The organism is Bacteroidota bacterium (assembly GCA_020402865.1).
GTDB lineage: Bacteria > Bacteroidota > Bacteroidia > Palsa-965 > Palsa-965.
This window is the reverse complement of sequence record JADBYT010000022.1, coordinates 1-11905: the sequence shown is the minus strand read 5'-3', so window position 1 is coordinate 11905 and position 11905 is coordinate 1. Positions and strand designations below refer to the sequence as shown.

Below are 11905 nucleotides of genomic sequence, written 5' to 3'. Positions count from 1 at the left end.
CAAAATGATCAAAAGCATCCTCGTGTACTGCGGCGCGTCAAAAGGTAATCATCCCGCTTATGCCGAAACGGCTGCCGGACTCGGCCGGCTCATGGCCGAAAGGAATATCAGACTGGTGTATGGCGGCGGCAGCATCGGACTTATGGGCGTAACCGCCAACAGTGTATTGCGGCATGGAGGAGAAGTGACCGGTGTAATTCCCACGTTTTTAAATACGAAAGAAGTGGGGCACGCCGGTGTAGCCGACCTGCGCGAAACCGCTTCCATGCATCAGCGCAAAGCCATAATGGAACAGGAAGCCGATGCCGTTATAGCCCTGGCCGGTGGCTTTGGTACACTCGATGAATTGTTTGAAATACTTACCTGGGCCCAGCTTGGCCTGCATGCCAAACCCATCGTACTCATTAACACGCGAAAGTATTACCAGCATTTGCTGCTCCAACTTGACACAATGGTGGAAGAAGGTTTTCTCTCCTCACGCAACCGGCGTTTTGTGCAGGTGGCCGATACAGCCGAAGCTGCTCTTGAGCTGGTGAGTCAGCCGCCGCCTCAGGCAGAGGAAATATGGTTGCATCCGGGTCAAAACTGAAATTGCACAGGCCATGAAACGATATGCACTTACAATTTCAGGAAAAGTTCAAGGCGTTTTTTACCGCAAGTCAGCCGCCGCCGAAGCACAGCGAATTGGAATTACCGGCTTTGTGAAAAACCTGTCGAATGGAAATGTATATTCCGAAGCACAGGGAAGCGAAACGCAGCTGGATGAATTTATCCGCTGGTGCAAACGCGGGCCTGTAAGGGCAAACGTGGAGCAGGTGGAAATAATTGAACTTACGCTTCAGACAGGCGAAACAGGTTTTGTGGTGAAGTAATTGTCATCTTCACGCAATCCATACACATTGGATATTTCGCAAATTGATTGATTATTGATCAATCTGAATAATTGCATTTCGCTTCGCTACAATCCCGTCCCTCTGGAAAAAAAACAAAACCCTGCCCGAAAAGGGCAGGGCATTGTGCGGATGGAGGGACTCGAACCCACACGCCTCTCGGCACCAGATCCTAAGTCTGGCTCGGCTACCAATTACGACACATCCGCGTAATTTGTGTGCAAATGTACATAAAAACCACAAAGCCGCTTTGTGAAAGAAGCGGCTTTGTGGCAAAAGGTTGCGGAGAAGCGGGTGGGGTTATCGTTTATGCTTCTCCGCGTGCGTCGGAGTTATGCATTATTCTCCTCGGCTTGTGGGGTGGTGCTTTCCGGCGTTTGTGGTGCGGCCGGTTTCGCATTCATGTTTTCAAGAAGCTTTAAACCAAGCAGTCCGCTTATCGGGCCGTTGGCGCTGTCGCCGTTGCCGGTAATAAGCACATCGGGTATAATCTTGATGTTATTGGTACCAATGGCTTCGGTTACTTTCAGCTGTGTAAAGTTGTTTCCACCCATCGCTTCCACAGCCAGTTTGTACGACTCGGCCGAAGATTTACCAATGGCCAGAATCTTTTCGGCTTCGGCATTACCGGTTACCGAAATTTTCTCGGCTTCGGCATTTGCGGTGAGGCGTGTTTTCTCAGCTTCGGCTTCGGCAAGTACGCGCACTTTTTCGGCTTCACCGGCAGCGGTAATCTTGTTGCGCTCGGCTTCGGCCATGGCCTGAATTTTCACGCTCTGCGCTTCACCGGTCGATTTTTTCACCGCCGCATCGGCTATGCGTTCGCTGATCATTACGCCCTGTTCGGCTTTTACCACTTCTTTCTGCATCTCGGCAATAGCGGTTTCCTTTTCCAGCAACTGGCGCGTTTCCTGCGCCTTGCGCTGTGTTTCGTAGGTGGCCATCTGCTCCTGCGCGATCTTACGGTCGGTAAGTGTTTTCATCAACGACTCAGGCGGCACAATATCACCAATCAGCGTGTCAACCGCATGCACGTTGTACTCATCCAGTACTTTGCTGATGTGCACTTTAGCAGCCTCCTGCCGCTCTTTACGCGATACAAGAAAGTCAATAACCTCCGCATCCTGCGCCGAGTTTCGGAAATAGTTGCCAATTGTAGGCTCCAGCACCTGACTCACCAGGTTGTTCATGTTTCCGAAGCGTGCTATTACTTTCGGCGCTTCGTTCATCGGAATATGAATAATCTGCGACACATCAAGATTAAACGTAAAACCGTCTTTCGAACGCACGGTAATGGTGCTCAGGTTTTTGTCAAGCTGGTGCGACTCCGAGCGTGCGCTGGCCCAGTTCAGTACAAGGTTAGTGGTGGGCACGGTTTCCACACGCATAATGTAGGGGTTGATGGGGTATTTACCCGGCCCCAAAGGCTCAGCCCACACACCTTTCGAACCACGTCCCACAATATTGCCGTGTCTGAATTCCGCACCGCTCAGGTCGCGCCCTTCTTCACCGTAGTACGAAATAATTACACCCACCGAACCAATCGGAATTTCGGTCATGCGCACCTGTTCCACATGCACAAACCACGGGTTGAGGTAATACGAACCGGCCTGAATAACCTGCGGCTGCAAACCCTTATTACCATTTCCGCTCAGGAATGAATCGGCATCCTGAAAGTTGTTGTGCCCTTCAATCAGACGGCCGGCAATGTTGCCATGCTCAATGGCCATACCGTCAAGCGTGGTAATAATACCAATCATGTTTTCCTGAATGTGCGTCATATCCGTAAGCTGCACATCAAACAGAAAGGTGTTTATACGATATACACCTGCGGTGATGTAAATGGTTTGCCGGCCCTTGCGTCCGCCGTTGCTCAGAAAAGCCGCAGCATCCTGAAAGGTGTCGCATTCAACCCGCCGGCCAAGAATGTGTCCGCTTTCAAGTTCATTACCATCTTTGGCCACCACCAGGCCAATCTGCCCTTGCGGAATAACAATAAACTGCTGCAGGGTAATCTCATACTGCCATACCCATTTACCGAAGTATAAACCCGGAGCCAGTGTATGCGCCTGAAAACCGGCCTCACCGTTCACAGCCACAATACGCCCGTCGGGCAGTTCGCGGTTCGGGCCAAAGAGCACAAACTTTTTGGTTACCAGACCTATGCGGTCTTCAGGAACGATAACCATACCAAAGAAAAGCCGTAGCACCTGTTTCCAGAAAATGAGTGCCGCCAGCGGAATAAGTAACCAGAGATAAGGAAGTAGGTTTGTTGTCATTTGTTTAATAATTAAATGGTTTAGGAATTATGTTGCTGATGATTAGCCAATTTAAATCCGGCTTTTTGCGGGGCAAGGTTTTGTACCTTACCGGTTGCCGGTTGAGAGCAGCGGGGTCGTTTTTGAGCCGGTGTACCAATGTACAAACTCGTAAACGATTTTCTGCAAACGGCTGATTGTAAACAATCAGCCTCTGTAATGCCAGGAAGAGAAGCGGGTGGATTGGGGTGGTAAAGCATCAGTATTATTCCGGGGGGTGAATCCGATTTTGCGGATTGTAAACTGTGCTTGTTGTGGTGTGGCTACACGGTTGTTTGTTTTTAACTGACTACTGAAGTAGTACGCAACAAAGATGTGAGGAAAAGAAATATGTTTTTGGAAAATCGGATTGGCTTTTCTGTAAATAATTGATAATGAGTTTAAAAATCGATCACGTGCGCTAAAATATCTTGCTGATCCGGCCTTCAGACAAAGTGCCTTTGCAATTTCCCCATATTCAGGCTTTTGTGTAATTCCCGAGCAGAGGGTTTTGGGTGTGTTTTTATTTTGCAAAAACTGCAAATCGCTGCTTTCCGATGTCAGAAACCGCCAAAATGCGTCAGGAATTACTCAAAAGCCGGGTAGCGTGGCACAAATTGCATATTGTGGCTGAGTAGCGGCAAACTCCCGTTTCATAAGGGTTGGGCAGGGTGCTATGTTTGTGCCGTCATTCAATTAATGCGCCATGAAAACCATTCTTGTCCTTGTGCTCCTGTTTGCCTCGGTAAACGTGTTTGCCAAAACATCCCGCAAAAGCGAAGTACATTTCAATCATTCGTCGCATGCGGGCTTATTTGCAGGCAAGGATGCAGCCCTGTTACGTGTAAACCGTTTAACCGGAAAACGTGAGCTTCGCTCCAATGGCTGCAGGCGCATGTGGTTTGGTTTTACTTCCGGCATGCAGCAACACAGCGCAGTAAAATTGCCGCTCACGCAGATGCACAAACAGCGTGGCCCTGTGGGCGAGGCACTCAGCCATGTGTATGTGAAAAACGGTGCGGCCGGTTTCATGGGTGGCTGGGTAAATAATGTGCAGCTTACGTTTGGCTGGCGCTATCAGCCCTTCCGCGTATTGGGCACTGAACTTCCGGTGCCCGTGCATCCGCTTCTTATGCGCGTGCGTGTAAGGATTTAACTGGTTGAGTGCTTTTTTGTCGCGGTGCTTTTTTGTCGCGGTGGTTGAGCTTGTCGCGGTGGTTGAGCTTGTCGCGGTGGTTGAGCTTGTCGCGGTGGTTGAGCTTGTCGAAACCACCGGCCTCAGTTCACTTCACCGCCACGCCAAAAGCAATGTACTTCCAGCTCCCCGGAGTGATCGCATTAAACAGCATCTCATCTGCACGGGCAAGCATGTTTTTCTGCTTTTCGCTGCGGCCAAACGTGCCGGCAAAACCGGTGGTGTGCAATTCCACCTGCGCAAAGGGCTGCATAAATTCCCGCAGCTCGGCCTCGGTTACATAGCGCCAGTAGCCCGACCAGTTTGTAAATCGTTTGCGGAAGAATCTGTGCAGGGGCGATGCCGTGAGGTTTTCGGCAAAAAGCAGTTTGCCGCCCGGCTTCAGCGCCTTGTAAATCTGCGTAAAAACCTGCTGCTGTATTTCCTTGTTGTTGTTGCGGCCAATGCCGCCAATAATTGATTTGAAAACGACCACATCAAATTCGTTTTCAAACGGAATGGCCGTAGCGTCAATATCGGCGTAGGTAATTTGCGCAGTTACGCCCTGTTGCGTATGCAGCGGAAGCGCAGTGCTTTCGGCGCCGCTCAGGTCAGAACACACCACTTCAAATCCTTTTTGCGCCAGCCACAACGAGAGGCCGCCTTCACGTCCGCCAAGTTCCAGCGCACGGCGTGCCTGCGCCGTTTGCGGAAATGCAGCAATTGCCTTTTCCCAGCACGGCAGCGCCTTCGACCAGTTACGTATGTCCCACTGAAAATAAAGTGCAGCCGTTTGCGGAAGTGTTGTCATCGTGGCGAAAATACGCAATTCAGTTGGTGCAATACGTAAACAGGTGTTGGAGCGAAACAGCGGTTCATCAAAATACCGTCCGCTCCTGCCCTCCGCTATACTCCGCGTGGTGTTGTGGCTGCAGAAGCATGCTTCACCTGCGGGGTGCCGCTGCGGTCAGGGCTGGATATTCAAACCGCTTGGTGCAGTAAAATTCCTGCAGCCTGGCATACTTGCTTTGGGCTTAACGGGCATCCTTACGCATTCCGCGTATTGCAGCTGCCAGCACATCGGGCTGTTCTACCGGTAAAAAATGGCCGGCGTTTTTTACCAAAGTGGTTTTGCAGTTCGGCAGCTGCTTCCGTGCTTCCTCCAGCACATGCTGCGGCGTAAGTGCCGGATGCAAAAAGCGGTTGGGCACCAGCAAATCACGTTCGCCCATCAGCACGTGCATGGGCATTTTTAGCTGAGGCAGATATGCGTGTACCGGCTCATCCAGCATTCCGCTTACAGAATAGATTACTACTTCTTTGAAATTTTTGGCAATTTCAGGAGCATGATACTTCGCCAACTTGGCTATAAAAGCACCTAAGTTGGCAGAAAATGAAAAATGCGATTTTAACTTTTCAGTCGCTAAAACCTCTGTTGGCGGGCTTTCCCAATATTGGGCCGTAAATTTTTTTAGCATTTTTGCCTCTTTTTCAGAGAACGTTTCTGCACCTGCGGGCGAAACCCAAATCATTGCATTTAAATACACAGAAACCTGCAACGCCAGCACTGCCGAAATTTGCGCACCCATTGAATGCGCTACCAATGTTACCTCGCGCAGTTGCATGGTTTCCATAAATTTCCGAAGCACCTGCGCATAAAAATTCATGCTCCAGTTTCCGCGAAAATTCATCGACCCGCCATGTCCGGGCAAGTCCACCGCAATGCAATAATACTCCTGCGAAAGCAAATCAATGACCGGTTGCCAAATCACACTATGTTCGGCCACACCATGCACAAACAACAGCACAGGCAAATTCGCATTGCCCTGTACGCTGTAGTAAAGCGGTGCATCAAAACCGGGAAGCAAACAGTGTTGCATAAAAAAGCAGCCGCACTTTTATGCGACTGCCTCAAAATTCAGCATTTTGTGTCAATTACTGCCACCCGGTGCAACCGATTGTGTATTTGATCCCGCAGCCGAATTATCACTTGAAAATAAATTCACACCTATTCCCAGCGAAAACCACGGCAAACCCTGATACACCCAGCCATAACGCTGCTTATTCCGTCCCAGCAAATCCACACCGGTAAACAAGCCTATTTGTCCCGATTTAAATTCAAACATCAGCCCGGTGGCAAAAGTGTAACTGCTGGCATCAATACTTTTGCCAGCTGTGGGTGCAGTTAAACTATCGAGTGCAATGGACGAAAAACCTGTAGCCACTACCCAGGTCAGGTAGCTTTGACTAAGGCCGTGGTTCAACGGCCTGCGCACCGCAAACGACGCGGCCAGCGATACATCTTTCGAAAAGTCAAACTCCGTACCGGGCCTGTTGTAACCAAAGCGCAGTTTTACCGGCAGTGTAAGCAAACCAATTACCGGTGTGCGGCCCGTGTATGCAATGCTTTTTACTGCAAGATCGGCAAGCGGAATGCGGAAATACCTGAAATCATTCAATGGTTTACCATTCAGTATAAAGCTGTTAGCCCTTAGCGAGTCTTTTGTATATCCGGTAAGCAGCTTATTATGCGGCGCCACAAAACGCCACAATTCAATTACTGCAAACTGATTGTCGGCAGTAATATTCATCAGTGTAAACTTATATCCGCGTTCAAGTGTAACCGGTGCTCCGGCATCCTGTTGTTTATTGTTCGCATAATCCCACGGAACAGCCACTACAGATGATGACAGCACATACGATTTTCCCGGAAGCAGGGCGTTTTGTGCCTGTGCCGAAAAGCACAGCAGCAGAAGAAGGGGCAGAAAGATATTTTTCATGGTTGGGTGTTTGTGCCGAAAATAATTCAGCGCATACATCTGCCACTGCGTATTTCTACGCATTTCCATCAAAAAAAATCCGGCCCATTGCATTGCTGCAAAACGAGCCGGAACAAACAAGCATCTTTATTTACTTAGTCTCTTGCACCAAGCCATTTGGCAATGGTGGGAGCCAGTTCTTTCTGCGAACGTCCGCCCACAAACACACCAATGTGGCCGCCCGGAAACTTATACAGTTCCTTGTCTTTGGTGCCCACATGATCGTTGAACGGAATGGAGGCCGCAGGCGGTACAAGATGATCTTCCGATGCGTAAATGTTGAGCAGCGGCATTTTGATGTTTTTCAGGCTTACGGTTTTGCCGCCAACCTCAAGCGTACCTTTTACCAGCTTGTTTTCCTGATACAGATCCTTGAGGAACTGACGGAAGCATTCGCCGGCCTGATCGGGGCTGTCGTTGATCCATTTTTCCATGCGCAGGAAGTTCATCAGTTTGTCGGCATCCTGCATGGTGTCGGCAATACCCATGTACTTATTAATGCGCATCATGGGTTTAAGCATGGCAAAGCCGTTGTTCAGGAATTCGCCGGGCACTGCGCCGCCGTGTGCATCCACAAGGCGGTCAATGTTCATGTCTTTCGCCCAGCGGAACAGCAGCCCGTCGTTGGTCGAGAAGTCGATGGGCGTAACCAGCGTAATCAGGTTCTTCACTTTTTCGGGGTGAAGGGCAGAGAAAATGGTAGCCAGTGTTCCGCCCTGGCAAATGCCCATGAGCGAAACGGCATCAATGCCCTGATCGCGGCGCACAAAATCCACACAGCCTCCAATGTACCAGTTCACGTAATCGTCAAGCGTTACGTAGCGGTCGGCGCGGGTGGGATAGCCCCAGTCAATCACATACAAATCCAGACCGAGATTGAGCAGGTTACGTACCAGACTGCGGTCGGGCTGTATGTCGAGCATTTCGAAGCGATTCACCAGCGCATAGGAAATAATTACCGGCGTGGTAACAGTGGCGGGTGTTTCGCGTTCGTAGCGGTAAAGTTTTACTTTATCCACTTTATACACCAGTTTCTTGGGCGTTGTGCCCACTTCAACCGGTCCGGCGTGTACAAGGTTTTCGTAAGCAGTAACCATTTTGGTGCCTGCTTCGGCCATGTCTTTCATTACGTTTTCGCTGCTCATTACGTAGGGGATCAGGAATGCGTTAGACTGTAGCGGCTTTTTTCTTGCCGGTGTTTTTTGTGGCTGCAGTTTCGTTGTTGCCTTCGAGCTGCTGTTCGAGCTGGTGAATGCGTTTGCGCAGTTCGTAAATGGTCTGGTTCATGGTGTCGGCCTCGCTGCGCAGTACTACGGGCATGGGCTGGAGGTAAAGTTCCATGAGCTGCTCGTTATGCTGACGGATCTGCAGGCTGAGGTCGAGGAGTTCGCCCTGAAGTTTTGAGTAAGCTTCGCTGTGGAAGAGCGCAATAAAGGCTTCTTCGTTGCGGTTTACCCAGGCCTGGAATACTTCTTTGCTGTTGCTCAGGTCCACACCTTTTTTAGCCTGCTCAAAGTTTTCGAGCATCAGTGTTTCAAGCGTTTTGAAGGTGGTGGTCTGAATGTGCTGCTGTACTTCAGCCAGTTTGCGGCCGTAATCGTTCATCAGTGTCATTACAGCAGAAAGGCGTTCGTTAATTTCGCTTTCCTTGCCGGGATTGAACAGGCGGATCATGGGGTTGATGGCGCGCTGGTACATGGCAAAGGGATTGAACTCGCTCTGCTGATTCTGGCCGAACATGAGGAAGGGAATGAGCTTCTGCATCTGCTCAGGTGTATTGCCGGCAAACTGCTGCCATACGTGTTTGCTGTAGTTGGCACTCATTTCCATCCACTGCTGCCACTGCTGGTTCATTTCTTTGGCCTGCATGGGCATCATCCACTGCTTCATGTTTTCCATCAGGCTTTGCATGGCTTCGGCACTGTACAGGTTTTTCATCCACTCGGTGGCGCTGGTGTTTTCCTGCATTGATTTATACAGGGGCTGCCACATCTCGTTAAACTTCATCCAGGCGGCATTCATATCCGTCATACCGGCAAATGTGTTTTTGCCAAGCTGATCCTGAATTTGTTTGTTCCACTGCTCCCACTGGGCAGTCCACTGTTTGCTCCAGTCGTTGTTCATGAAATTATTCATCATGTGTTGCGACTGGTTCATCCACTGGTTCATCCAGTTTTGAGTATTGTTTGCAGGATTCATCCACTGCATCATGGGGTTGTTTGCAAACGGATTCTGCTGGTTGTTCATCCAGTTGTTCCACCACTGCTGGGTGTTGTTTGCATTCATCCAGTTGTTCCAGTTGGCTGCAAACGGGTTGTTGAACTGGCCGAAGGCTTTGTTCATGGTTTCCTGCTGTGCGCTCATCCATTTGTTGTACATGGTGGCGGCGTCGGCAGGATTAGTATTTTGCTGTGCAGCCTCGTTCATGAGTTTGCCCGAATTTTCGGCTGCTTTTTTGGTGATTTCGGTTTGGCGGTTGAGCCATTCCTGATAAATGGCAGCACCTTTTTCGGCCACGGTTCCGTTGTTTACAGTTTCCTGCAGGCGGCGCGAGCTTTCCATCCAGTTGTCGGTAAGTTCTTTCTGGGTGTTGAGCCAGGCTTCGAAGAATGAGTTCGTGTTCATTTTGGTAAGGTGTTGTTAATCAGGAATTTACAGAGGATCGGTTTGAATTTCAGGGTGCAAAGGTACAACTATTTAGCTGAAAGTCAAGTTGTGTGGATGAAACTTGTGTTAAATGAAGTGAAGGGAATTGGTTTCGTGGGAGAATTTTTGGGGTTTGTCGGGAGCTTTTAGGGGTGTCGTCGCTTTGGGGCTTTTGGGGGATCAGCGTGACGCTGCCATTTGTTGGAGTGTGAGGCAGGTTTTCAGGTTGCGGGTGGTGCAGGGTTGTTTGAGTTTGTTTTCGAAAAAAGTGTTGGTGAGTTTGGTGTGGCCATATCCCTTGGGGCAATGCAGGTAGATTGCTTCGCCGATAAGGGTAAACTCATCGGGGAGAAATTTTTCGCGGTCAATTTTTGAAAGCAGGGTATGGTCGGTTGGGGAATGCAGGAAGGTGATGTGGAGGTGTTCGGGGTTAAATGATGGGTTGGATGTAAACGGGTTTTGGGTGATGATTTGCGTGAGTTCAGTACTTGTTTTGATGCATACGGGCACTTCAAACCCGAACGCGGTTTCGAGGGCGATGCGGAGTGTGTCCTGCAGCACGGCAGTTTTCTTTTGGGTTGTCTGAAATACAATGTTGCCGCTTTGGATATATGTTTGCACGTGTTCAAAACCGAGCGATGTGCAAAGTGTTTTCAGCGCATCCATTTTAATGAGGCGCTTGCCACTTACATTGATGCCGCGCAGCAGGGCGATGTACGTTGTCATTGTGCTGCTTTCGGTTTGTGGGTGAGTATGCGTTTCAGGAATGCCGGTAGTTTTTGCGGATTGATGTATAGAAACAGTGCGGCAAACAAAAACGGCAGTGCCAGCGATTTGTAGCGCACAGCGGCACCGGTTACCGGCGTGGTTATTCCGGTAACGGTGAGCAGCAGCAATACAAAAACTATACAAAACACGGCTAATGCTTTGTGTGGTGTGCGTCGGGCTGCAATGAGCAGCATCGTCAGCAGGGCCAGCAGCAGCAGGTTTTCGGCAATGGCGGGCAGCAGCGGCAGGTTGCGTATTTCGTATGGCAGCGGACGAAACGTAATGCTAAAAAGCGCTTCAGGCATTATGCGCAGCACGTCGGCGGCGGTGGGGCGTATGTAGCGGGTGCTGGTGAGTGTGCCTGCGCGCGGTAAATTGCTTAGTACACGAAATGCAGCTGTGTCGTTAAAGCTGGCCGTGTAAAGTGTATCCATAAAATTATCAGCCACGCGCCACCAGCGTACGGGTGTGCCGGGTTTTATTCGCACCAGTGTATCGTTCACACGAACAACTGCCTGCTGCATGGAAGCATCCACATGCAGCACGCGCAAACTGTCGTACATATACGCTCCGCCGCGCGCGAGGTTGATAAAATCGTTTCGCTTTACGGCAATCAGTTTTACAGCATCGGTTTGCGGCCAAAGTCGAAGCAGCAGTAAAAGCATCAGCATGGCAGCAAGTGTAACCGAAAGTGGTTTCCATGCCGGAGCGTTCCATTTTTTTGCAAGCCACCAGCCGCCCAGTGCGGGCAGCAGTGCCGCCAGCACATAAAGCCGTGTAGCAGCCACCAGCCACGCCGCTGCAAATGCCACAACAATGCGCAATACCGGATGTTTACCGCTGGCAAGCATCACAGCCCAAAGCAAAGCACCCATGCCCAGCCACAACAAACCTTCCTTAAGCACACCCGAACCCCAGAACAGCACTGAGGGCAGCAGAAACACCACCAGCACACCCCTGCCGCGCCAGCCTGCAAATGCAGTGCAAAGCACCCTGTAAATCCAGCAAAGTCCGGTAAGCGAAAGGAAACACATTACCACCGTGTGCACATGAAAATTGCCAAACGACAAAAGCCGCAGCATGGCATTGAGCCGTATCATGGTGCGTCCGTCGTTAAAAAACGGACTGTCGAACTGCTGATACCAGTAGCTCATTTTTTGATAATAGCTGGCTGCAATGTGCGGTGTATCGTCGCCGATGCCGGTGAGCATACGCAGGAAATCGGCCGGTGAGTGCTGCAGTGCGCTGAAAAGTATGCCGCTGTCGTCGAAATATTTCCAGATATCGGATGTGCTGCGAGATCGGAAGAGC

Annotated in this window: 11 protein-coding genes and 1 tRNA gene; 3 read left to right on the top strand and 9 right to left on the bottom strand. The window is 50.2% G+C overall.

Annotation, left to right across the window (positions count from 1 at the left end; translation table 11 throughout):
* The first annotated feature begins 4 nt into the window (after nt 1–4).
* Together IM638_14840 and IM638_14835 are read left to right on the top strand one after the other, a co-directional pair.
* On the top strand, nt 5–589 hold the full coding sequence (locus IM638_14840) for a TIGR00730 family Rossman fold protein (protein MCA6364312.1): 585 nt from the start codon (nt 5–7) through the stop codon (nt 587–589).
* A gap of 13 nt (nt 590–602) precedes the next feature.
* Complete coding sequence (locus tag IM638_14835; protein ID MCA6364311.1) at nt 603–872, top strand: acylphosphatase; 270 nt, start codon at nt 603–605, stop codon at nt 870–872.
* A gap of 145 nt (nt 873–1017) precedes the next feature.
* Here IM638_14835 and IM638_14830 read toward each other — a convergent pair.
* A tRNA-Leu gene (locus IM638_14830) sits at nt 1018–1099 on the bottom strand.
* 123 nt (nt 1100–1222) lie between these two features.
* Nucleotides 1223–3169 carry a flotillin family protein gene (locus tag IM638_14825; GenBank protein ID MCA6364310.1) on the bottom strand — a complete coding sequence of 649 codons (1947 nt, stop codon included), beginning with the start codon at nt 3167–3169 and terminating at the stop codon, nt 1223–1225.
* Between the two features lie 724 nt (nt 3170–3893).
* Between IM638_14825 and IM638_14820 the strand changes: the two genes are divergently transcribed.
* Complete coding sequence (locus IM638_14820; GenBank protein ID MCA6364309.1) at nt 3894–4343, top strand: hypothetical protein; 450 nt, start codon at nt 3894–3896, stop codon at nt 4341–4343.
* Nucleotides 4344–4470: 127 nt separating this feature from the next.
* Here the strand turns inward: IM638_14820 and IM638_14815 are convergent, their stop codons facing one another.
* The 7 genes from IM638_14815 to IM638_14785 form a co-directional block, all read right to left on the bottom strand.
* Entirely contained in the window at nt 4471–5172 is a 702-nt protein-coding gene (locus tag IM638_14815) for a class I SAM-dependent methyltransferase (GenBank protein MCA6364308.1), read from the bottom strand.
* Between the two features lie 223 nt (nt 5173–5395).
* The gene (locus IM638_14810; protein ID MCA6364307.1) at nt 5396–6241 is read right to left on the bottom strand and encodes an alpha/beta hydrolase; all 846 of its coding nucleotides are present in this window, start codon (nt 6239–6241) and stop codon (nt 5396–5398) included.
* Nucleotides 6242–6292: 51 nt separating this feature from the next.
* Nucleotides 6293–7141 (bottom strand): hypothetical protein, encoded by an 849-nt coding sequence (locus IM638_14805; protein MCA6364306.1) that lies wholly within the window; start codon nt 7139–7141, stop codon nt 6293–6295.
* A gap of 134 nt (nt 7142–7275) precedes the next feature.
* Nucleotides 7276–8340 (bottom strand): class III poly(R)-hydroxyalkanoic acid synthase subunit PhaC, encoded by a 1065-nt coding sequence (gene phaC, locus IM638_14800; GenBank protein ID MCA6364305.1) that lies wholly within the window; start codon nt 8338–8340, stop codon nt 7276–7278.
* A 7-nt stretch (nt 8341–8347) separates the two neighbouring features.
* Nucleotides 8348–9805 carry a hypothetical protein gene (locus IM638_14795; GenBank protein ID MCA6364304.1) on the bottom strand — a complete coding sequence of 486 codons (1458 nt, stop codon included), beginning with the start codon at nt 9803–9805 and terminating at the stop codon, nt 8348–8350.
* A 201-nt stretch (nt 9806–10006) separates the two neighbouring features.
* Nucleotides 10007–10552 (bottom strand): DUF1697 domain-containing protein, encoded by a 546-nt coding sequence (locus IM638_14790; GenBank protein MCA6364303.1) that lies wholly within the window; start codon nt 10550–10552, stop codon nt 10007–10009.
* A partial coding sequence (locus tag IM638_14785) for a hypothetical protein (GenBank protein MCA6364302.1) occupies nt 10549–11905 on the bottom strand: 1357 nt, incomplete at its 5' end. The genes IM638_14785 and IM638_14790, both read right to left, overlap by 4 nt.

Coding starts and splice junctions, on each gene's coding strand:
- IM638_14840 (MCA6364312.1), top strand. CDS start 5: ATGATCAAAAGCATCCTCGTGTACTGCGGCGCGTCAAAAGGTAATCAT.
- IM638_14835 (MCA6364311.1), top strand. CDS start 603: ATGAAACGATATGCACTTACAATTTCAGGAAAAGTTCAAGGCGTTTTT.
- IM638_14825 (MCA6364310.1), bottom strand. CDS start 3,169: ATGACAACAAACCTACTTCCTTATCTCTGGTTACTTATTCCGCTGGCG.
- IM638_14820 (MCA6364309.1), top strand. CDS start 3,894: ATGAAAACCATTCTTGTCCTTGTGCTCCTGTTTGCCTCGGTAAACGTG.
- IM638_14815 (MCA6364308.1), bottom strand. CDS start 5,172: ATGACAACACTTCCGCAAACGGCTGCACTTTATTTTCAGTGGGACATA.
- IM638_14810 (MCA6364307.1), bottom strand. CDS start 6,241: ATGCAACACTGTTTGCTTCCCGGTTTTGATGCACCGCTTTACTACAGC.
- IM638_14805 (MCA6364306.1), bottom strand. CDS start 7,141: ATGAAAAATATCTTTCTGCCCCTTCTTCTGCTGCTGTGCTTTTCGGCA.
- IM638_14795 (MCA6364304.1), bottom strand. CDS start 9,805: ATGAACACGAACTCATTCTTCGAAGCCTGGCTCAACACCCAGAAAGAA.
- IM638_14790 (MCA6364303.1), bottom strand. CDS start 10,552: ATGACAACGTACATCGCCCTGCTGCGCGGCATCAATGTAAGTGGCAAG.